Genomic DNA, 20,720 nt, shown 5'->3' with positions numbered 1-20,720 from the left:
GGGTCGGGCGCGGCCGACATCGTGGCAATGGCGCCGCGCGAATGCTCATGACGGGGCCTGCATGCGGCTGATCCGGTAGCGGGCGCCGGCAGGCAGCGGACCGGTGATGTCGATATGGCCGCCCGTCGACCAGTCGATGCGGAGGCTGTCGACGGTGTCGGCCGCGCCGAGGCCGAAATGCGCGACCGGGACGTCAAACGACATGTAGCCGCCGCCGAGCTGCAGCTCGCGCGTCTGCATGGCGCCGTTGCCGTAGCGGATGGTGAGGCGGTTGCCGATGCCGAAGCGGTTGCCGATCTCGTCGGCGAAGTCGAACGCGACGGCGTTGCCCGCGGACGAGTTGTTGACGAAGGCAATGAGCGGTCCATTGACCGGCACGGAGACGAAGTCGATGTCGCCGTCATTGTCGATGTCCGCGGCGGCCGCGGCGGCGGTGATCAGGTAGTCCTCCAGTCCGAAGCCGGAGGTTGCCTCCTCGAACGTGCCGTCGCCCCGATTGCGGAAGAAGATGTTGGAGGGCGAGACCTCGTTGGGAACCCATGTGCCGTTGACGATGTAGACATCCTGCCAGCCGTCATTGTCGACATCGGTGATCTTGGTGTCCCAACTCCAGCCGCCGACATCGAGACCGGCAGCCTCGGCGCGCTCGTCATAACCGCCGCCCCTTGCCGGGACCAGCAGCACGTTGCGGCGCAGGATCTGCGGGATGGCCGCAGCCAGCTCCGCCGCCGTCGGTTGGCGGACGGGCCTGAAGTGGATGTCGCACAGGGTTCGCGCCCGCTTCGCGCCGATCGGAATCAGGTCGCAGACCGCCGGATCATGGTTCTGGATCGCCAGGTCCTTGACCAGCATGGCCCTGCATTCAGCCTGGTAGCGTCCGCTCATCTGTCCGCACTTGCCGGCATAGCCGGGGTCGAAGCTGTGGCCGGACTTGTACCACGACTTGATGTCGATGTTGGTCTGGCAGCTGGCATGGTCCCCGGAGCGCTCGATGCCGTCGCAATAGTGCTCGAGCGGCCGCATCCTGAGCTTCCTGGAGACGCCCGAGGATCGTCCGGCGATCTGGGCGATGTAGATCGACGGCCTGCCGGAATTGTCGAGATCGGCCGTCTTGATGCTCATCGTCGTCGTTGTGGTCATCGGAATCACGCCGTCGTTCCTGCCGATCGGAGTGAAGCCGCCGCGGCCGTCGCCGTGCGAGAAGATGTCGGGCTGCTCGAAATCGTTGCCCTCCAGGAGGTCGAGCGCGCCGTCGAGGTCGATGTCGCTGAGCAGCATCGACAGGGTCTCGCCTGGCGGTCCTGGCAGTTCGGCGAAGTGCTCGCCCGTCAGCCTGCCGGCATCGTTGAAGATGATGCGGTTGGTCGCCTCCTCGCCGGGGATGCGGCGGTACCAGCCGGCGGACCAGTTGCCGACCGCCAGGTCTAGGTCGCCGTCGCGGTCGATGTCGCCGAAGCTGAGCGCCATTGCCAGCATGGCGTCATCCCTGTTGGCGACGCGGGCCAGCCGGGCGGCGTCGAACCTTCCGCCGACATTGGGCAACAGGTAGTTTCCTTCGGCATAGGTGGCAACAAACAGGTCCAGCCAGCCGTCATTGTCGATGTCCACCGGGACGGCGTTGAACACCGCCATGCCGGCGAGGGCGCCGAGGGGCACGTCCTGCCGGGTGAAGCGGCCGCTTCCGTCGTTGCCGTAGATGTAGAGCCCCTTCTCGGATGAGGCGAACACCAGATCCGGATCGCCGTCGCCGTCGTAATCGCCGGCGGCGACCGAGCGGCCTTCCCAGAAGGGAGGCCACATGTCGCCGAAGGAGAATTCCACCGGCTTGTCGAGGCCGAGATGCCAGGCTTCCAGCCGGGTGAAGGGGGCTGCGCCAGCGGGCGAGCGCGCGGCAAACGGCGTCGGGGTCAGCGTGATGCGGCTGGTGCCGTCGCTCAACTGCCGGAACGGGGTGCCCCCGGGCATCGTCGTGGCGGCGTGGGCCGCGCCGACCAGGTTGATTTCGAAACCGGTCAGGATCTCCAGCGCCTTGCGGCTCTGCCGGTCGTGCCACAGCGAGATGCCGGCCCCGGCCAGCACGCCGAACACCATGATGGTGCCGGCGAGCAGGAGAGCGGCACGGGCGGAAATGGCGCCGGCGACGATGAAGAAGGAATAGACCGAGAAGATGCCGAGCGTGAACAGCAGCGCCATGACATAGCCGGGTGCGAGGCCGCCATTCATCAGGGCGCCGGTGGCGACCACGTCGAATCCGATCGGCACCGGCAGGAAGGTCCCGACGACCGCGATGGCAACCAGCCCGACGAAGCCGAAGCCGGCGCCTTCAAGCAGGCTGGCGGGTACAAGGGTGGCGACGACGGCGCCGAGGAACCCGGCCAGGAGCATCAGAGGCACGGTGGTGCGGACGATGAACCAGAGATTGCTCAGATAGTCGGCCACGAACAGCAGCACCGCCCGCTGCAGGGTCTCGCGTTCCGCAGAATCGAGCCGCGGCGAAGGAAGGGCGAGGGCCTTGCGGGACCCGACGGCGGCCTGCAACTGCCAGGCGGGAAGCAGCCGGCAGATCAGCGGCACGGCGACAAGGATGACCAGCAGGGACAGCACGATCTTCGTGACCGCCATGTAGACCGGGAACAGCGAGAACAGCATGGTGAGCACGACGATGTTGAGCGTCGGCGAGGCGATCATGGCGGAGAGTGTGGATTCGGCGCGGGCGCCGCCCGAATACAGGCCTTTCGCGATCGGGGCGGCGCAGTTGACGCAGACCCCGAGCGGAGCGCCGAACACCATGCCGAGCGCCGAGTTGGAAAAGCCGCCCTTGAAACTGTGCCTGCGCAGGTAGCCGAGAAGGGTCAGGAAGGCGGCGGCAAACAGCACGCCGAAGGTCATGCCCTGCCGGTTGGTGCTGATCCAGTTGACGGTCGAATAGCCGATCTTCCGCCAGGCAGGATGGTCCGGAAGGACCGGATACCTCGCTTCGAAACTGAGCGGGTCCTCAAGCTGGATGGCGCCGCTCATCACCGCCTTGTCGTTGAGCGAGGGATAGCGCGACGTGGTCCAGAAATTCAGCGCGAGAAAGGCCACCAGCAGAACGGCCAGCGTGAAGCGCTTGCCAAAAGGTCTGAGCACGATCACGTCCATCCGAACCTCCCACTGCCCGGAATGTCAGGCCTTCGGCATCGGTCGCGTGCCGGGGCCGGCCGTGGCGAATCCGGCAGTCATGCTGCAACGGGAGCGGTTGTGCTGCCTAAGCTCCAGCATATCGGCCGGCGTATCTCCGGAGAGTAGGAGGAACAAACAGGAAAATCCAGTTGTATTGCGGAACCCGTGCAATACCGGCAGAAGTTCTGCCAGGCTGGACCGTATTGCTTCCGCTGTTCATCACCAATATGCTGGTCAGGCGGGCGGGATACCTGCAGCAGCCGTTCCCGCCGCGCCGATGCGCCGCCGGGTCAGAACTTCATCGTGAAACCGGCGCTGAGGCCGTTGTCCATCAGGTCGCTGCCAAACTGGCCCTGGTAGCTGACCGTGAGGCTGGCGGCGGGCGCGATGGCCAGGCGGAGGCCGAGGTCGACGAGCGCGGTGTCGCGCGGGACGGCAAGGCCCTTCACCGCGAAGGCATCGCCGCCGGCAAATGCCAGATCGGGGACCGGGCCTGTCTCGCCGAAGCCATGGCGCCAGCCGATCTGGCCGGTGGCGGTCAGGGCCATGGTTCCGGCGGGCAGCGCCATCGAGCCGCGCATGCCGAGCGTCGAATAGGTCACGTCCATCCTGTCGGAGCCGCCGGAGAGGGCCGCCGCGTCACCGCTCTCGGAGAAGCCGTCAGTGGCGAGGTGAACATGGGCAAGGCCGATATAGGGATCGAGGCGGACGGCGCCGAGATCGATGCGGTGGGCGGCCTCGGCGAAGATTTGCGAAAGCGTGCTGTCGTAGCTCGCCGAGAGTGAGTCAGAAAAGCCGGAGAAGTCGAGCGTGCGCCCGGTGTCGATCCGGTTGAAGGCAATGGCGCCGCCGCCCTTGAGCACGATGCCGCCGAGTTCGGCGCCGGCATAGGCGCCGAGGTGGTAGCTGTCGACGCCGGCGGAAGAGACGTCGACATCGAACCGCGAGTGGCTGTAGCCGGTGACGAAGCCCAGTCGCACCCCGTCGGTGACGAAGCCGTCCGCACCGATGAACACGCCGCCAATCGAGCGGTCCATGTCGGCGGCATTGTCGTCGCTGCCGGTCCGCCCCCAGGCGCCGAAGCCCTGCATCCACGGCGAGGCGCCGGTCTCGGAGGCAGTCGCGGCGAAGGCCAGCGTGATGCGGTCGGTAACGACGGTGCGGATGTGGCGGCTGTCCTCGATGAGGCCGGACTTCAGCGACGCGTGAATCTCGCCCGAGAGCAGGTCAAAGGCGTCGCGCGCATTGGCTTCATTGGAAAAGAGGATGGCGTTGTACACGGCCAGCGAGCCGCTGCCGGCGGTCTGGTCGAACCGGTTGACGGATCTCGCCACGGCGGTCTGGTTGGCCGTGACGGCGACGCTGTCGAGCGGATGGATCTCCAGGTTCCATAGGTTGAGCGACACGGTTCCGCCCGCGTAGCTCAACGATGAATTTAGGAACGCCGAATCGAGGCTGACGCCGCCGAAGCTGCCGTCGAGCGCGCCGGCCTCGACGATGACATAGGTCTGGTTGAGCGCATAACTGACCGTCGGGTCGTAGGTGACGACCTTGACCGTGGCGCCGCCAAGGCTTGCCGTGCCGGTGACCCGGACCAGGCCGGAGGCAGCGGCGGTGTCGGTGACGACCTCGAAGGTGCTGCCGGAGGCGAAGTCGAGATCGCCCGCGACATCGAGCACGTCAAGCGCATCGCCGGGCGCCAGCGTTGCGCCGGATGCTACGGTGACGCTGCCGACGCTGCCGGTGCCCGCAAGGGTGGCGCCGGCGAGGATGTCGATCGTGCCTGTCAGGCTGCCATTGACGGCGAGAGCACCGGCCGCGACCGTGGTTGGCCCGGCATAGGTCGCGGCGCCTGCCAGCGTCAGCGTGCCGGCCCCGGTCTTGGTCAACGCCAGCGCGCCGGCGCCGCCGTCCTCGATCGTGCCGGAGAACGTCGTGTCCATGTCGTTGAAGATCTCGAGCGTCGCAGCCGCCCCGTTGCCATTGCGGATGGTGCCGGCGCCCGACAGGTTCATCAGCGTCATGTCATAGCCGTTGATCTCCAGGGCGGCGCCGGCGGCAATCCGCATTTCGCCTCCCGCCTGGGTGTCGAACAGGCCATCCGCCACGGTGCTGTTGCCGATTCGCAGGATGCCATCGTCCACGCTCACCAGACTGGCCGAGCCCACGATGCTGGTGCCGCCGTCGCCTCCGAGCACGACCGTGCCGGAGTCATCGCCTGCCAGACCGAAATGCAGCTCTGCGCCTTGCTCGAAATACAATGCGGGCGCCGCGAGCGTCAGGGTTGTGCCTGGACTGGCGAGGATGGTGCCGGTCGACTGGAAGTTCCAACTCAGGGTGTTGCCCAGAGTGATGGTCTCGGCGCCGATCAGATAGGCGCGTCCGAATATCAGCTCGATCGTCCCGAGACCGTCGGCATAGGCGACCAGATCCTGGGTGTCGACAAAGAAGGCGTTGCCATGGACATTCTGAGCCTGGGCAGTGCCGGCGGCGAACAGGGCCGACAGCGCTGCGCCGGCCAGCGCGGTGCCGCGCAGCAGGGCGCCGGGCAACCGGCGGAGCGAGAGGCGCAAAGCAGGCGAAGACGTCGACGCAGTGATCATGGCGGCCCCGGGGGTGCGGCCGAACTGTTCAAGCGCGCATGAAGTGTGATGGTGATCGTTGCAACGTAGCGTATCGCGCAGCAATGGCAATTGCCGCCGTCCATCCGATCGGTGAATTTCAATTTATAATCAATTATTTAGTATAAGAGTCGCGGAAATGACACAGGCCGCCCGGTCAGCCCGGGAGCCTCACATGCGGGCGTGCGCAGCACGGGCGGGGGACGGGCGGGGGACATCGGCCGCCGCAGGCGCGGAGACTGCGTCCGGCATCGCCGACGCCTGCGGCCGGCCGGGCCCGCCCGGCGAGCGCCTCACACCCGCAAGCCGCCCGACCGGGATCGCCAACCATCAGCCGGACGCATCGACGCTTCACGCAAATCCGGGTTTTCGTGCCCCGGTGAAGGTGTTAGGTGTGAGCCCCATCGCCAGCACCGGACACATTCCATGGCCGCCAAGCTCTCCGTCAATCTCAACGCCATCGCCATGCTGCGCAACCGGCGCGACCTGCCGTGGCCGAGCGTCACCGGGCTGGGGCGCATCGCGCTTGCCGCCGGCGCGCACGGTCTGACCGTGCATCCGCGCCCCGACCAGCGCCACATCCGCTTTTCCGACCTGCCGGAGATCCGGGCGCTGATCGACGACGAGTTCCCGCAGGCCGAATTCAACATCGAGGGCTATCCGACCGAGGAGTTCTTCGAGCTGGTCAGGGCATGCGCGCCCGAGCAGGTCACGCTGGTGCCCGACGACCCGGCGCAGGCCACCTCCGACCACGGCTGGGACTTTGCCGGCCAGGGCAATTTCCTGCGCGACTGGGTGCAGCGGCTGAAGAAGTCGGGGGCGCGGGTGTCGCTGTTCTGCGATCCCGATGCCGACGAGGCAGCTCTCACGGCTGCCAAGGCCACCGGCGCCGACCGGATCGAGTATTACACCGGCCCCTATGGCGGCACTTATGATGATCCGGCGAAGGCTGCGGCGGCGCTCGCCGATCTGGAGGCTTCTGCCCGCATCGCGAAAAGGCTCGGCCTCGGCGTCAATGCCGGCCACGATCTGACTGTCGCCAACCTGCCGGCGCTGGCCAGGGCCATTCCCGACCTCCTGGAGGTCTCGATCGGCCATGGGCTGACGGCGGATGCGCTCGAATATGGCATGGCCGAGACGGCGCGCCGCTTCATGCGCGCCTGCGGCGGCTGAGCGATACCGAGGAGGCTGCCCCGGGCGACCCGGATGCCGGGCGGGCGCGAAACCTGCGATCCAGCTGATAGGGCAGGTCACCGCCGAAAGCCGGCCATGTCGCCGACCGATTTCCAGGCAGCAAAGGCGAACCCGTGAGCCATAAGGGACGGGTCTGCCCGCGCCGGGATGCTCGCCCCTCATCGTTGTACGTCTCCGCGTAGGCGGCCATCGAAGGGTGGCATGACGGAGAGGGGGATCGTCAGATATCAGGCACGACGATCTAGAAGTGCTCGCCCGAGCGGAAGGGGCCGACGCGCATGGAGGCGGCAATCAGATAGGCGGTCGACCAGCCGATCAGCAGGAAGCCGTTGATGCTCTCGAGCGCCGCCAGCAGGCGCCAGTCCTTTTCGATGACGACATCGCCATAGCCGACGGTGGAGAAGCTGGAGGTGGAGAAATAGAGCGCCGTCTCCAGGTCGCCGAAGACACCGAGCGCCAGATAGCAGACCGCCCAGAGCCATACCTCGACCGTCAGGATGGCGAAGATGCCGAGAACGACCGAGTTCATTGCCAGGAGCCGGCTGCGCTGGCCGTAATGGCGGACCTTGTCGGTGAGCCAGTTCATGGCATGGGTGACGCCGATGAGCCCGAAGGTGTGGATCAGCACCGTCAGCGAGATGATGAGAGTCCCGAGGGCGAGGTCAAGGAGCATGATGTTTCTTAGCCGAGACCGGGCGCAAGTCAACGGCGCGGCGCACCGGCCGGCGCGTGGCCATGTTCTGCCCGATCAGCGCGCCGTCGCCGTGTCGGCGGCCATCAGGGCAGCCGCGGCCATTCGCACGGCGCCGTCTATCGCCTCTTCGCCGTGGCCGGCCAGCACATGGGCACGGCCGGCGGCCACCAGTGCTCCGCTGAGGGCGGGATTGGCGGCGAGTTCGAGCGTGGCGCGGACAAAGTCCGCCGATGTCTCGGCCCGCAGGTAGTGGGTGCCAGGCACCAGACCGAGACCTTCCACGGCCAGCCCGGTGGCGATGATCGGCCGGCCGACCGCGAGGGCCTCGATCACCTTGATCCGGGTTCCGCCTCCGTGCCGGATCGGCAGCAGCACCATGTTCGCCGCCTGGTAGAGCGGCGCCAAGTCGGCGGGGCTTTCCACCAGATGGCAGCCGTCCGCGCGCTGCAGCGTCTTGATCATGCGCGAGCCGGCATTGCGGCCGGCGATGACGAGTGTCGCCAGAGGCGCGCGGCGGAGGAGACCCGGCATGATCCGGCGCGCGAGCTGGCGCACGGCCAGCTTGTTGGGCCGGTAGGCGAGCTGGCCCACGAACAGCGCTGCGGGAGCGCCCGTGCGGTCCGGCGCCGGAAGCATCTCGCACCAGGCCGGGACCGGATTGGGAACCACGTCGATGCGGCCGCCGAGGCCCATGGCGCGGGCTCGCGCCGCGTCGGCTTCCGAACAGGCCCAGATCGCATCGGCGGCTATCGCGGCGTCGAATTCCGCCTGTCGCGCGAGACGCCAACGGCGCCCGTACAGCAAGCCTGCGCTCCAGCGCGCACCGGCGGGCAAGCGGCTGATGTCCATCTGGCGCAGCAGGTCGCTCTCGATATTGTGGAAGTCGATGACGATGCGGGCGTGGGGGAAGGCCGATCGCAGTGGCTGGACCAGGTCGACGAGACTGGCGCCTTCAAGCAGCAGCAGGCAAGGGGGGTTCGATTGCAGTGCGGCAATGAGCGACTTGACCTGCGCGGTCGAGAACCGCTGGCGGATCATCCATTCGCTCGTCTTTGGCGGGAAGTCTCCCAAGGCGGCCATCGCGATGCGCTCTGCGTATCCCAGTTTTCGCAGCGAACCGAGCAACTGATGGTTGCGGATTTCGCCCCCGGCCGCCGGTTCCGCGCTGAGAGTATTGGTGATCTGGATCCAGCTCATCGCGCGGACATAGGGCAGGGCGGGCGGTTCCGCCAGACCGGTCGGCGCCGGCCGCCGGGTTTCTCGTCGGGGTCACGCATGGGGATATGGCCCGGCAGCCGCGCTCGGCAGGGCCGCGGCGGCACTCTCCATGAAAAAACCATTGCCATTCCGCGCGCCAGTGGTGATTAGTGCAGCCATTGTATCAAGTTACCGTATCCGAGCCGGACCGTGAGGCCGGTCTCCCCCACCCGAACCGTGTCAATCCATCCATGTCATCGTCAGACCAGCCGCGCATCCCCCGGATCATCCACCAGTCGTGGAATTCTCGCCACGTGCCCCGCGAGATTGGCGATCCGCAGAGCTGGATCGACCAAAATCCCGGTTGGGACTACCGCTTCTGGACCGATGAGGACCTGCTGGTCTTCATGCGGGCGGAATTTCCGCACCTGATGGACATCTATCTTGCCTATCCCAATCCTGTCCAGCGCGCCGATCTGTCGCGCTATTGTCTGCTGTGGCATTTCGGCGGGGTCTACGCTGACATCGACACCGCGTGCATTTCACCGCTGGAGCCGTTGGCGGGCGACGCGCGCGTGGTGCTGTGTTCGGAGCCCCTAGCGCATATCACGTCCGGTCACCTGCGGGGGCTGGAGGCGATGTGGTTCAACGGCACCATGGCGAGCCCCGCTCGGCACCCGTTCTGGCTCAGCGTCATCGAGCTGTGCAAGGTGATGGCGCCGCATGGACACGTCGACGTGTTGGCGAGCACCGGCCCGCTGGTGCTGTCAGGCGCGGTGGCTCAGTATCCGGACCAGGGCGGACTGTCGCTCAACAGCTGTCACATCTTCACGCCGCATGCTCGCGGCGGCGTGCTCGACGGGGCCCCGTCCAGCGGTCCGCATGGCGAGCTGAGACTGTCGCACCATTACTGGCGCGGCAGCTGGTACGAGGGCGAAAGCCCTCGGGGATGGGGCAGGGCCTGGGACGGATTCTGGCGCGCCGCGAAGGGCCGATGGCGCAAGGCCCGGCACGACCTGACTGCCGGCCCGTCGCAGACCTTGGCGCAGGCCTCCGCAGGCATCGATCTCGCGCTGATGGCCGCACCTCTTCCGCCGCGGAGACCGGCGCCCGATGTGGTGGTCTTCGTGCCGGTGCGCGACGGCGCGCGCTTTCTCGACCGCAACCTGGCGCTGATTCAGCAGCTCGATTATCCGAAGCAGAACATTTGCATCGTCTACGGCGAGGGTGAGAGCGGCGACGGCTCTGCGGCGGCCATCGACAGGATCATCGCCAAGCACGGCACTGCCTTCGCGGGCATCTCGCGGCTGGAGATCCGGACCGGCGGCCGCACGATCCCGCGCCGTCGACGCTGGCTGCCGGCGCTGCAGCTCGAGCGCCGCGCGATGATCGCGCGCGCCCGCAACGCCATGATCGCGCAAGGGCTCGCAGCCGGAGACGACTGGGTGCTGTGGATCGATGTCGACGTGGTGGATTTTCCGCCCGAGACGCTGGGCAGGCTGCTGGCAGCGGAGACGAAGATTGTCGTGCCGCACTGCGTGCTCGAATCGGGCGGGCCGAGCTATGACTGCAACAGCTTTCTCGAGGTGGGCGAGCCCACGCCGGCCGAATACTACAAGCATGTCCGCCACGGCCTGTTCCAGCCTCCTGCCGATTACTGGTGCCGACGCCATCTCGACGGACTGCGCTATCTCGAGCGGGTGCCGCTGCATGGGGTCGGCGGCACCATGCTGCTGGTTGACGCGAACGTTCACCGGGCCGGTCTGGTGTTCCCGGAAACGCCCTATCGCGACCTGATCGAGACCGAGGCCTTCGGCGTGCTGGCGCGCGATCTCGGCATCTCGCCGATCGGACTGCCCGGCCTGGAGATCCGCCATGACCGGTCCTGACAACCCGCGCCCGGATTCCCGATTCGGGACATGAGGACACCGGCGGAGATCATGGGGATTGGCATGTCCCGCCAACCTCAGGTAGAGTGAGGCAAGGCACGGACAAGAGATTGATTTTGATGGACAGCATGCGGGGCCGGACGACAAGTTTCTTTGCGGGCGGCGGCGAGATGGGAGCGCTGATGCGGGCCCGCGACTGGTCGGCCACAGAGCTGGGTTCGCCTGAAAGATGGCCGCAAAGCCTGCGCACTTCCATCCGCATCCTGTTGTCCAGCCAGCACCCCATGTTCATCTGGTGGGGTCCGGACCTCATCCAGTTCTACAATGACGCCTATCGCCAGACTCTGGGCCCCGAACGTCATCCCGCCGCACTTGGACAGCGCGGACGGGACTGCTGGGCCGAAATCTGGGATATCATCGGACCGCAGATCGAACATGTGATGCGTGGCGAGGGCTCAACCTGGAATGAAGACCAGCTGGTGCCGGTCACCCGGCATGGCCGCCGCGAGGATGTCTGGTGGACCTATGGCTACAGCCCCATCGATGACGACACCGCGCCTGGCGGCGTCGGCGGCGTGCTGGTCGTCTGCAATGACGTCACCGACCGGCACACGGCGTTCGAGGCGCTGAAGGCAAGTGAGGAGAGGCTCAGGCTCGCGGTCTCGGCCGGGAGCATCGGGACCTGGGACTGGAACCTGCAGACCGACAGGCTGATGTTCGATGCCGCGTTTGCCCAGATGTTCGGTGCCGCTCGGCAAGACGAATCAGGCATGGGTGGGGTGGAACAGCTGCTCGAGGGTGTGCATGGCGATGACCGCGAGCAGCTCGGCGCCCGCATCCGCCAAGCCATCGACGCGGGAGAGCAGTTCCATGCGGAATACCGGATCGTGCTGGCCGACGGCAGCGTGCGCTGGGTGTCGGCGCGCGGCATGTGCCATCGCGACGAAGACGGGCTGCCGACGCGATTCGTCGGCGCGGCGATGGACATGACAGACCGAAAGCAGGCCGAACTGCACCGGCAGTTGCTGACACAGGAAATGGACCATCGGGTCAAGAACATGCTCGCCCGGGTGCAGGCGATCGTCAACCAGACACTCAGGGACGGTGTCGACCTGGCGGAGGGGCGCGACAAGATCGCCGCCCGGCTCTCGGCGCTGTCGCGGGCGCAGGACATTCTGACCGGGCGTCAGCTGGCGGGCGTCGACCTGCCCACGGTGATTGCGGCGGTGACGGAATCGCTTCATGGCGAGCAGTTCTCGGTCGACGGGCCGGAGATCACGCTCTCGCCGCGGGTTTCACAGTCCTTCATGATGGCCTTTCACGAACTGGCCACCAACGCGGTCAAGTATGGCGCGCTGTCGAACCCGGACGGGCATGTCAGCATCGACTGGAGCGTGACTGCCACAGCCGGGAGCCGTGAGTTCAAACTCAACTGGCGCGAGACCGGCGGGCCCGCCGTCCGGAAGCCGACAGCCACCGGCTTCGGCACCAGGCTGATCAACAAGCTGCTCAGTGCCGAGCTCAGGGCCAGGGCGGTGATCGACTACGATCCCGCCGGTCTGGTGTGGACGATCTCGGCGCCGCTAGACAGTCTCCGCGACGCTCAGGAGTGAGACCGGTCCGGCGTCAAACCGGACGAAGTCGGCGTGCAAGCGCAGGGAGTCGCAACCAGACCCTTGCCCCGGGCGCGGAGCCGGCAGCCGGGCGAGAGGCCTCCTCGCCCGGGCCGTCGTCCATTCAGCCGGCGAGCGCGGTGAGATTGGCTTCGAGGAAGCTCTTCAGGGTCTGCGGCTTGCCGCCTGTCAGGCGCTCGAAGGCATCGGTCTGCATCGCCATGTGGCCTTCGCGGGTGTTGGCGTCGAAGGAGACCAGCATCGGGATCACGGGCTCCGGCACCCCGGCGGCCTTCATGCCGGTTGCCAACTGCTCATCGGTGAGGTGGACGACGGCGAGCGACCTGCCGGTGAGCTGACGCACGAGCTCGGCGAGCTCTTCGGTGGTGAAGGATTGCGGCCCGGTGAGCGTCAGCGTGCCGCCGCCCAGGTCGCGGGCGAGCACCGCGGCGATGGCGCGGGCGGTGTCGTCGCGGGAGATATGGGCCAGCCGGCCGTCGCCGGCCGAGCTGTACCAGGCGCCGCCCATGAGCGCCTGCGGCAGCACCATGAACAGGTTCTCCATATACCAGCCGTCGCGCAGGATGGTGTGGGGAATGCCAGTGGCCTTCATCGCCTGCTCGGTTCCCAGATGGTCGCCGGCGAAGGTGACAAGGCTCGATTCCGGGCTCGGCATCGACGTGTAGACGATGTGGCCCACCCCGGCGGCGGCAGCAGCGGCGACGGCGCGGCGATGCTGCTCAAGGCGCTTCCCGGAGCCGACCGCATCCGTCGAAATGATCAGCAGCCTGTCGACGCCGGCAAAGGCCTTCGTCATGTCGTCCGAGCGGTCGAAGTCGACCGTGCGAAGCTCGACGCCGCCGGCGGCAAGGTCAGCCAGCCTGGCCGTGTTGCGGCTGCCGGCGATCACATCCGGGGGGGCAACGCCCTCGGTCTCGATGAGGTGTCTGACGACCAGCCGGCCGAGATGGCCGGCGGCGCCGGTGACGAGGATCTTGCTCATGAAAGGGTCCTTCACTGCCGTCGCGGAGGCGACGAATGCATCGGTTGCTGCTCTCGATTTGAGAGCTGCTCTTACATAGAGATTGACGGCAGTCGGTAAAGGAGGCAGTTTTTCCGCCGCTGGGCATCGGAAGGGAACCATCATGGCGGACACACACGCCGGCATCGCCGGCAAGCTCCGGGCGAGGCAGGCCGGAGAGGTCGAAACTCTGGATCTGGAGAATTGTCCGGTGCGCACCGTGATCGGCCAGATCGGCGGCAAGTGGTCGCCATTGGTGCTGCAGCTGCTCTCCGAACGGCCCTACCGTTTCGGCGAACTCAGGCGACTGGTGCCGGACATTTCGCAGCGGATGATCACCCAGACATTGCGCGACCTGGAGCGTGACGGCTATGTCGACCGTACCGTCTATCCGACCAAGCCGCCCAGCGTCGATTATCGCCTGACCGACCTTGGCCGGTCGATGTTCGTCTCGTATTCGGTGCTGCTGGAATGGGCGCATGCCAATGCGGACGCGGTCAAGGCGTCGCGGCGGCGGTTCGACTCCGAAGCGGCGTGAGGCCGCCCATTCGAGGATGGCGATTTGGAGCGGCTCGCCGGGCGGCCCGCGGCTGTGGTGAGGAGGGTGCGTGGCATTGGCGGCGGTGGGCGCGCCGCATCGGCCACCCGCGTCACAGCTCCAGCGTCCAGGTCTGGCCGGTGAGGTCCGGCCCGAACATCGTGTGTCTTTCCTCCGAGACAAGCCGGAAGCCCTGCTGCCGGTAGATCGCCCGCGCCGCGTGCAGGATGTCGTTGGTCCAAAGGGTGAGCTGCCGGTAGCGGGCCTGACGGGCAAAGGCGATGCACTGCTCGACCAGCATGCGGCCCAGCCCCAGGCCGCGTGCCGATCCGTCAATATAGAGCAGCCGCAGCTTGGCCACGTCGCCGCCGCCATCGGCGACCAGCACCGAGCCGATGCGGATGCCGTCGCGCTCGGCGATCCAGCAGTGCTCGCGAGCAGGGTTGAAGTTGCGGAGAAACGCACCCGCGACTTCGGCCACCAGCGCCTCGAAGCGGTCGTCCCAGCCGAATGTGCCGGTGTAGAACTCGGCCTGGGACTGCACCATCCAGCCGAGGTCGCCGGGCCTGTGCGGGCGGATGACGACGGGGCCGGCGGCCGCGGAGGGGTCGAGCAGCCGGCGGAGGCTTGCGAAGGCATGAGCGATTTCGCTGCGCCCGGCCGGCTCGATCGGAGCCAGCAATGCGGCAAGCTGGCGCCGTGACAGCGCTTCGATGCTCTCGAACGCCGCCGTTCCCGCGGCGGTGAGCGAAATGACGCGGCTGCGCCTGTCGTCGGCGTCGATCCGGCTGCCGACGAGGCCGGCATGGCCGAACTTCTTGAGAATGCGGCTCAGATAGGCCGGGTCGAGATGCAGGTCCCGGGTGAGGTCGCTGGCCGCAAGTTCGCCGCGCGCGCCGATTTCATAGAGGACCCGCGCCTCGGTCAGGGTCATGCCCGCCTCGAGATAGCCGCGACCGAGCAGGCCAAGATGGCCGGTGTAAAAGCGGTTGAAGCCGCGTATGGCCTCGATCAGGCCGGCGTCGCTATCCCCGGGCATTGGCTCACTCCATGACCGGGACAGGTTCAAATATATAATGGACGGAGTCAAGTATCTTCGGACGGAACGGCTGTCCTGCGACTTCAACCCGCATCGCATGGACCCGAATTCCGCCTTATTGCGGGGTCTTGCTGGCGATCGAAAGAGGCAGTTGCATGACACGAATCGCGGGGATTCTCGGCGCCGCGCTGGTGGCGCAGGCGGGGCTGGCGGGAGCGGCCCGCGCCCATCCGCATGTCTGGGTCGATGGCGCCGTCACGCTCAATATCGAGGCGGGCAGCCTCGCCTCGGTGACCAATGTGTGGACCTTCGACGCGCCGTTTTCGGCCTATGCGGCCCAGGGGCTGGACACCGACGGCGACCACCGGCTCTCGGCAGCCGAACTCAAGCCGCTGTCGGATACCAACATGGAGGCGCTCGCGCCCTATCATTTCTTCACTTATGTGACGGCCGGCGGGAAGCAGTCCGAGCTGGGCCCGCCTGTGCATTACGCGCTGGCGATGGCTAAAAAGCGGCTGACGCTGACCTTCACGCTGCCCTTGGCCACCCCCGTTGCCTTCGATGCGGCTCTCGAAATCGACGTGCTCGATCCGGAGTACTTCGTCGCCTACAGCTTTCCCGGAACGGCGCCGGTCATGGTCAAGGGAGAGGCGGGGAACTGCCGGGCCCGCTACCAGCCGCCCCGGGAGCTCGATGCCGCGATCATGGCGCAACTTGCCGAGATCCCCGCCGACCAGCACGATCTGCCCGAGGCGCTGCAGGACGCCGCCGCGGGCCTCGCCCACCGCTTCGTGGTCGCGTGCAAATGAGGCCGGGCCGTGCCGCGACGGCCGTGCGGAGGCATGCCGGCGGCATGCTCGGGGCACTGGCGCTCACGGCCCTCTCACTCGTCGCGCGGCCCTGTCTTGCGGCCTCCGGTCCGTTCGGCGTCGCCACTCCCGATTCGCCGGCCGGCATGGGCTGGAGCGGACCGTTCGCGGGCCTGGTGGCCAGATCGATGCAGGCGCAGGCCTATTTCCACGGCCGGCTCACAGACGCCGTCGACCACTTCCCCGCCAGCCCGCATGCGCTTGCCTGGCTCGTCGGGCTCAGCCTGCTCTACGGCGTCTTTCACGCCGTCGGCCCCGGCCACGGCAAGGCGGTGATCTCGTCCTACCTGCTGTCGACGGGGGATTCCCTGCGACGGGCGGCGGCGATCTCGTTCGCAGCCAGCCTGATGCAGGCGTTCGTGGCCATCGGCCTTGTGCTGGTCGGCACCTTGGCCTTCCATGTCACCGCCGCCGGAATGGCCGGGATGACCGATATGGTGGCGATCGCCAGCTACGGACTGATCGCGATGATCGGGCTGGTGCTGCTGGTGGCGCGGACTCGGCAGGCCCTCGGTCCGCCACGCTTCATTTCCAGCGGCCAGTTCGTCTGTGAGCAGGTCGAGACCCGGGGCCTTGGCGGTCCCGGCGCGGCGGGCGAGGGGGCATGGCTTTCGCGGCTCCGGCAGGCGGTGCGCCGCGGATGGCGCGGTTTCATCAGCGCCGGGCACCATGTCCATGGTGCCGCCTGCGGCTGCGTGCCCACGCGGTTCGGCGGTGCGCCCATCGAGAGCCTCTCCTGGCCAAGACTGCTGCCGCTGATCGCTTCGGTCGGCATCCGCCCCTGTTCCGGCGCGCTGATCGTGCTGGTGTTCTCGCTGTCGGGAGGGGTGCTCCCGGCCGGCATCGTCTCGGTTGTCGCCATGGCGCTCGGCACCGGCGCAACGATCGCGCTCATCGCGCTGATGTCGGTGGTCGCCCGCGACACGCTCACCCGCGCGGCGTCGGTCAATTCGGTGCTGGCTTCGCGGGTTTCGCTGGGGCTGCAACTCACAGCGTCGCTGATCATCCTGGCGTTCGGGCTGACCATGCTGGCGGGAGCGCTGGCGCTGCAGGCCGCAGGCTGAGCCGCCCGGCTCTTCAGCCTTCCCATGCCCTCCACCGGTTGATGCTTGAGGACCCCAAGGTCCCCGCTTCATGGTTTCAACTGGTCTGAACAGTCAATCCAAATGAATGCGCCTCATTGGCATCAGTTTATCAGCTTCACGGCATGTCGCGGTCTCTGCGAGTGCCCTCTTGACTCCTTGCGCTCGTAGAGGTTTATAGTGGTAAGACCACTGGACGAGACCATGACAACCAACGAGACGCCCACCGAAGTCACCGATCCGCGCAGCGGCAGCGAGAGGGTGTTCGCCTTCTTCCGCAAGAAGCTGCTTTCGGGCGAACTGCGAACCGGCGACCGGCTGCCGGCCGAGCGCGAGCTGGCAGTCCAGCTCAATGTCGGCCGCCCGCTGCTGCGCGAGGCGATGCGCTCGCTGGCCATGCTCGGGCTCGTCGACATCCGCCATGGCAGCGGCGCCTTTGTCGGCAAGGCCGACATCTCGGTGCTCACCGATTTCTTCACCTTCAGCCTGGCGCAGGAACAGAATGTCTCCGAGGACATCATGCAGGCGCGCATGGCGATCGAGTGCCAGGCAATCCGGCTCGCCTGCGAGCGCGCCACCGACGGCGACCTCGATCGCATCGGCGGCTGCCTGACAGCGCTGATCGCCACGCTCGCCGATCCCGAGAAGGGCGGCATGGCCGATTTCCGCTTTCACGCGGCCATCGTCCAGGCGAGCCACAGCCAGGCGCTGATCACGCTCTACAAGGCGATCTCGGAACTGCTGATGCGCAACCATGTCGAGCGTCGTCGCACGGCGCGCAAGGCGCCGGAGGTCATCGACGATCTGGTGGAATCGCACCGCCGGGTCTTTCTCTCGATCGTGGAGGGGGATGGAGACGCGGCCGACAGCCGGCTGCGCGAGCATTTTGCGATCGGCGACGAACTGCGCCGCAAGAGCATCATTGCCGCTTTCAGCAGAAGCGGCATGGAGGAGTAGACCAAACCAACTGTGGAGGAGTGAGTTATGTATTCTTCAATCACCGGGCGCATCGCGTCCGCCATCATCGCGTTCGGCGTCCTGTCGGCGCCGGCTTTCGCCGAAGAGCTTCGCTATGCCCATGTCGGCTCGGAGGGCGACATCCAGACCCGCTATGCAACTGAAGCCGCGGCGGGCATCTCGGAAGCAACCGGCGGCGACATCACCGTGCAGGTGTTCCCCGCGAGCCAGCTTGGCGGCGTTGCCGAAATGGTCGACGGCGTCCGTCTCGGCTCGATTTCCATGGGCCACCATGACTTCGCGTCGCTCGCCCGCATCGTGCCGGACGTGGCGGTGTTCAACGCCCCCTTCATCTATCGCGACGCCGAACAGGCGCTGGCGGCCACCGATCCCAATTCCTCGCCGGCGCTGCAGGAAATCAACGAGAAGCTGATCGCCGAAGGCGGGGTGCGGATCATCGGCCGCATCTATCGCGGCGCCCGCCACATCTCGTCGAATTTCGAGGTGAAGTCGCCCGCCGATCTTCAGGGCAAGCCGTTCCGCGCCGTGCCGCTCGATCTCTGGGTGTCGATGGTCAAGGGGTTCGGCGCCACGCCGACGCCGGTGGAAGTGGCCGAGCTTCCGACAGCCCTGATGACCGGGCTGGTGGTCGGCCAGGAAAACCCGCTGACGATGATCGCCGCCAACAAGCTCTACGAGGTTCAGTCGCACGTCGCCATGACCGGCCACATGCATTCCGTGCTCGCCGTCTTCATCAACGAGGCGGTCTGGCAGGGCATCAGCGAGGACAACCGGGCCAAGATCACCAAGGTGCTCGACGACAAGGCCAAGGAATCGCTGAGCTGGGCGCAGGAATCGGAAACAGCTCTCGTCGAGGAGCTGAAGGCCAACGGCATGACCGTCGTCACCGAGGCCGAAGGCCTGGACATCGAGGCTTTCCGCAAGCCGGTGCTCGAGCAGATCCGCACCGATTTCCCGAGCTTCAAGCCCTATATCGAGCAGATCGCAGCGGTCAACTGACCGTCGCATCCACTGACGGACGCCCGCGGGCGTCCGTCTCCCTGGGGAGGGGCGCATGAAACCTTTGAGACGCATCATCGAATATGTGAGCGTGTTCCTGCTCGGCGCACTGGTGTTCGTGCCCTTCGCCCAGATCATCATGCGCTCCCTGTTCGGCGCGCCGATCGTCGGCGCCGAGGAGTTCACCCGCTTCCTGCTGATCTGCGTCGTCTTCGTGAGCTACCCGCTGGTGGTCGAGGCCGGCGAGAACATCGTCATGGGCGATCTTCGCAACGCCCTGCCGGACGTGCCACGGCGGATCCTCAACCTCGCCACCTCGATTGCCGCCATCTTCATCGCCTGCGTGGTCGCCTACGCCGCCTTCAAGACCATCGGAATGAACCTCAACAACGCCACCCCGACCCTCAAGATTCCGTTCTGGATCTTCCTCGGCTCCACCTTCTTCGGCTTCGCATCCGCGGCCGTGGTCCATCTCGTCCATCTGCGCAAGCCGCCGCAGAAGGCGTCCAGCGTCATCATCTAGGGTCAGGCCATGGGCATCGTCATCATCATCGCCTTTCTGGGCCTGTTCATCATCGGGTTCCCGGTGGTCTATGCCATCCTGCTGCCCGCCATCCTCTACATCCTGGTGGAAGGGTTTCCGCTCGGGCTGCTGGCGCAGCGCATCACCTATGCGCTCGACAGCTTCCCGCTGGTCGCGGTGCCGATCTTCATTTTTGTCGGCAACCTGATGAACCTGTCGGGCGTCACCGAGCGCATCTTCCGCTTCGCCGACACGCTGGTGGGGCGCGCGCCGGGCGGGCTGGCGCAGGTCAACATCTTTTCCTCGCTGATCTTTTCGGGCATGTCCGGGGCGGCGCTCGCCGATGTCGGCGGCCTTGGCAAGATCGAGATCGAGGCGATGCGCAAGCGGGGCTTCTCGGCGCCGTTCTCCGCCGCCGTCACCGCCGCCTCGGCCGTCGTCGGCCCGATCTTCCCGCCCAGCATCCCGCTCATCGTCTACGGCTCGGTGACCAGCGTCTCCATCGTCCAGCTGCTGCTTGCGGGCATCGTGCCGGCGCTGATCTGCGTCGCGCTGCTGATGCTGACTGCGGCCATGCTGTCGCTGCGCCATGCCATGCCGCGCGCCGAGCGCTGGCCGACCCTGCGCGAGATCTGGCATTCCTTCCTGCCGGCGCTGCCGGCGATCATCGCGCCGGTGCTGATGATTTCGGGCATGCTCTTCGGCCTCTTCACGCCGACGGAAGCGGCCGCCGTCACCGCCGTCTACGTCATTCTGATCAGCGCTCTCGTCTATCGCGAACTGACCTGGTCGCATCTCTGGCACTCGACGCTCGCCACCGTGCGGTCGACCAGCGCCATTCTCATCATTGTCGCCGCCGCAGCCCTGTTCGGCTGGATCCTGGCCGTCGAGCAGGTGCCGCAGGATTTTGCCGCCATGATCCTGCAGCTCTCCACCAACCCGGTGGTTCTGCTGCTGATTGCCAACCTGATCTTCTTCATCGCCGGCATGTTCCTCGATTCCACCACGGCGACTCTGCTCGTGGTGCCGGTGATCGCGCCGCCGATGGTGCTGGCCGGCGTCGACCCGGTGCATCTCGGCATCGTGGCGATCTTCAACCTGATGATCGGGCTGCTGACGCCGCCGATGGGCCTGTCGCTGTTCCTGGTCTGCTCGATCGCCGAGATCTCGCTCAGGGATCTGCTCAAGGCGCTTGCGCCTTTCTACATCCCGCTGCTGGCCACCCTCGGCGTGATCACCTTCGCCCCCGATCTTGTTCTCTGGCTTCCCAGCTTCCTGCGTTAGCCCCCTTTGGAAGGATA

16 protein-coding genes are annotated in these 20,720 nt (G+C 66.7%); 10 read left to right on the top strand and 6 right to left on the bottom strand.

Going from position 1 to position 20,720, the window contains the following annotated elements; genetic code table 11:
* Positions 1 to 45: 45 nt before the first annotated feature.
* Together DFR52_RS17365 and DFR52_RS17360 are read right to left on the bottom strand one after the other, a co-directional pair.
* On the bottom strand, positions 46 to 3,141 hold the full coding sequence (locus DFR52_RS17365) for an FG-GAP-like repeat-containing protein (RefSeq protein WP_110033256.1): 3,096 nt from the start codon (positions 3,139 to 3,141) through the stop codon (positions 46 to 48).
* A gap of 311 nt (positions 3,142 to 3,452) precedes the next feature.
* Positions 3,453 to 5,765, bottom strand: coding sequence for an autotransporter outer membrane beta-barrel domain-containing protein (locus tag DFR52_RS17360; RefSeq protein ID WP_110033255.1), 2,313 nt, complete (start codon positions 5,763 to 5,765; stop codon positions 3,453 to 3,455).
* Between the two features lie 444 nt (positions 5,766 to 6,209).
* Between DFR52_RS17360 and DFR52_RS17355 the strand changes: the two genes are divergently transcribed.
* Entirely contained in the window at positions 6,210 to 6,956 is a 747-nt protein-coding gene (locus DFR52_RS17355; RefSeq protein WP_110033254.1) for a pyridoxine 5'-phosphate synthase, read from the top strand.
* Between the two features lie 262 nt (positions 6,957 to 7,218).
* On the opposite strand, the gene DFR52_RS17350 is transcribed toward DFR52_RS17355, so the two are convergent.
* Positions 7,219 to 7,650 (bottom strand): potassium channel family protein, encoded by a 432-nt coding sequence (locus tag DFR52_RS17350; protein ID WP_110033253.1) that lies wholly within the window; start codon positions 7,648 to 7,650, stop codon positions 7,219 to 7,221.
* Between the two features lie 75 nt (positions 7,651 to 7,725).
* Positions 7,726 to 8,868, bottom strand: a complete 1,143-nt coding sequence (locus DFR52_RS17345; RefSeq protein ID WP_110033252.1) for a glycosyltransferase family 4 protein — start codon at positions 8,866 to 8,868, stop codon at positions 7,726 to 7,728.
* Positions 8,869 to 9,182: 314 nt separating this feature from the next.
* Here DFR52_RS17345 and DFR52_RS17340 point away from each other — a divergent pair, with 314 nt between their 5' ends.
* Together DFR52_RS17340 and DFR52_RS17335 are read left to right on the top strand one after the other, a co-directional pair.
* Entirely contained in the window at positions 9,183 to 10,757 is a 1,575-nt protein-coding gene (locus DFR52_RS17340) for a glycosyltransferase (protein WP_158284993.1), read from the top strand.
* A 119-nt stretch (positions 10,758 to 10,876) separates the two neighbouring features.
* On the top strand, positions 10,877 to 12,370 hold the full coding sequence (locus DFR52_RS17335; protein ID WP_110033250.1) for a sensor histidine kinase: 1,494 nt from the start codon (positions 10,877 to 10,879) through the stop codon (positions 12,368 to 12,370).
* Positions 12,371 to 12,494: 124 nt separating this feature from the next.
* Here the strand turns inward: DFR52_RS17335 and DFR52_RS17330 are convergent, their stop codons facing one another.
* Positions 12,495 to 13,373 carry an SDR family oxidoreductase gene (locus DFR52_RS17330; RefSeq protein WP_110033249.1) on the bottom strand — a complete coding sequence of 293 codons (879 nt, stop codon included), beginning with the start codon at positions 13,371 to 13,373 and terminating at the stop codon, positions 12,495 to 12,497.
* Between the two features lie 142 nt (positions 13,374 to 13,515).
* Between DFR52_RS17330 and DFR52_RS17325 the strand changes: the two genes are divergently transcribed.
* Positions 13,516 to 13,929 (top strand): winged helix-turn-helix transcriptional regulator, encoded by a 414-nt coding sequence (locus DFR52_RS17325; RefSeq protein ID WP_110033248.1) that lies wholly within the window; start codon positions 13,516 to 13,518, stop codon positions 13,927 to 13,929.
* A 112-nt stretch (positions 13,930 to 14,041) separates the two neighbouring features.
* Here DFR52_RS17325 and DFR52_RS17320 read toward each other — a convergent pair whose 3' ends face one another.
* The gene (locus DFR52_RS17320; protein ID WP_110033247.1) at positions 14,042 to 14,968 is read right to left on the bottom strand and encodes a bifunctional helix-turn-helix transcriptional regulator/GNAT family N-acetyltransferase; all 927 of its coding nucleotides are present in this window, start codon (positions 14,966 to 14,968) and stop codon (positions 14,042 to 14,044) included.
* A gap of 155 nt (positions 14,969 to 15,123) precedes the next feature.
* On the opposite strand from DFR52_RS17320, the gene DFR52_RS17315 reads away from it, so the two are divergent.
* The 6 genes from DFR52_RS17315 to DFR52_RS17290 all read left to right on the top strand — a co-directional run bounded on the left by DFR52_RS17315 (position 15,124) and on the right by DFR52_RS17290 (position 20,703).
* Complete coding sequence (locus DFR52_RS17315) at positions 15,124 to 15,777, top strand: DUF1007 family protein (protein WP_110033246.1); 654 nt, start codon at positions 15,124 to 15,126, stop codon at positions 15,775 to 15,777.
* A 44-nt stretch (positions 15,778 to 15,821) separates the two neighbouring features.
* Positions 15,822 to 16,901: a nickel/cobalt transporter gene (locus DFR52_RS17310; protein ID WP_158284992.1), complete on the top strand. Its 1,080-nt coding sequence runs from the start codon at positions 15,822 to 15,824 to the stop codon at positions 16,899 to 16,901.
* 222 nt (positions 16,902 to 17,123) lie between these two features.
* The gene (locus DFR52_RS17305; protein WP_110033244.1) at positions 17,124 to 17,876 is read left to right on the top strand and encodes a FadR/GntR family transcriptional regulator; all 753 of its coding nucleotides are present in this window, start codon (positions 17,124 to 17,126) and stop codon (positions 17,874 to 17,876) included.
* A gap of 27 nt (positions 17,877 to 17,903) precedes the next feature.
* Positions 17,904 to 18,896 carry a TRAP transporter substrate-binding protein gene (locus tag DFR52_RS17300; protein ID WP_110033243.1) on the top strand — a complete coding sequence of 331 codons (993 nt, stop codon included), beginning with the start codon at positions 17,904 to 17,906 and terminating at the stop codon, positions 18,894 to 18,896.
* Between the two features lie 55 nt (positions 18,897 to 18,951).
* Positions 18,952 to 19,419, top strand: coding sequence for a TRAP transporter small permease (locus tag DFR52_RS17295; RefSeq protein WP_110033242.1), 468 nt, complete (start codon positions 18,952 to 18,954; stop codon positions 19,417 to 19,419).
* A 9-nt stretch (positions 19,420 to 19,428) separates the two neighbouring features.
* Entirely contained in the window at positions 19,429 to 20,703 is a 1,275-nt protein-coding gene (locus tag DFR52_RS17290; protein ID WP_110033241.1) for a TRAP transporter large permease, read from the top strand.
* The last annotated feature ends 17 nt before the right edge of the window (positions 20,704 to 20,720 follow it).

The organism is Hoeflea marina (genome assembly GCF_003182275.1).
GTDB lineage: Bacteria > Pseudomonadota > Alphaproteobacteria > Rhizobiales > Rhizobiaceae > Hoeflea > Hoeflea marina.
This window is presented reverse-complemented; position numbering and strand designations above follow the sequence as displayed.

Excerpts from the sequence above, each read along its gene's own strand:
- DFR52_RS17325 (WP_110033248.1), top strand. The coding sequence starts at position 13,516 with ATGGCGGACACACACGCCGGCATCGCCGGCAAGCTCCGGGCGAGGCAG.
- DFR52_RS17355 (WP_110033254.1), top strand. The coding sequence starts at position 6,210 with ATGGCCGCCAAGCTCTCCGTCAATCTCAACGCCATCGCCATGCTGCGC.
- DFR52_RS17310 (WP_158284992.1), top strand. The coding sequence starts at position 15,822 with ATGCTCGGGGCACTGGCGCTCACGGCCCTCTCACTCGTCGCGCGGCCC.
- DFR52_RS17320 (WP_110033247.1), bottom strand. The coding sequence starts at position 14,968 with ATGCCCGGGGATAGCGACGCCGGCCTGATCGAGGCCATACGCGGCTTC.
- DFR52_RS17350 (WP_110033253.1), bottom strand. The coding sequence starts at position 7,650 with ATGCTCCTTGACCTCGCCCTCGGGACTCTCATCATCTCGCTGACGGTG.
- DFR52_RS17335 (WP_110033250.1), top strand. The coding sequence starts at position 10,877 with ATGGACAGCATGCGGGGCCGGACGACAAGTTTCTTTGCGGGCGGCGGC.
- DFR52_RS17345 (WP_110033252.1), bottom strand. The coding sequence starts at position 8,868 with ATGAGCTGGATCCAGATCACCAATACTCTCAGCGCGGAACCGGCGGCC.
- DFR52_RS17300 (WP_110033243.1), top strand. The coding sequence starts at position 17,904 with ATGTATTCTTCAATCACCGGGCGCATCGCGTCCGCCATCATCGCGTTC.
- DFR52_RS17360 (WP_110033255.1), bottom strand. The coding sequence starts at position 5,765 with ATGATCACTGCGTCGACGTCTTCGCCTGCTTTGCGCCTCTCGCTCCGC.
- DFR52_RS17305 (WP_110033244.1), top strand. The coding sequence starts at position 17,124 with ATGACAACCAACGAGACGCCCACCGAAGTCACCGATCCGCGCAGCGGC.
- DFR52_RS17330 (WP_110033249.1), bottom strand. The coding sequence starts at position 13,373 with ATGAGCAAGATCCTCGTCACCGGCGCCGCCGGCCATCTCGGCCGGCTG.
- DFR52_RS17295 (WP_110033242.1), top strand. The coding sequence starts at position 18,952 with ATGAAACCTTTGAGACGCATCATCGAATATGTGAGCGTGTTCCTGCTC.
- DFR52_RS17315 (WP_110033246.1), top strand. The coding sequence starts at position 15,124 with ATGACACGAATCGCGGGGATTCTCGGCGCCGCGCTGGTGGCGCAGGCG.
- DFR52_RS17365 (WP_110033256.1), bottom strand. The coding sequence starts at position 3,141 with ATGGACGTGATCGTGCTCAGACCTTTTGGCAAGCGCTTCACGCTGGCC.
- DFR52_RS17290 (WP_110033241.1), top strand. The coding sequence starts at position 19,429 with ATGGGCATCGTCATCATCATCGCCTTTCTGGGCCTGTTCATCATCGGG.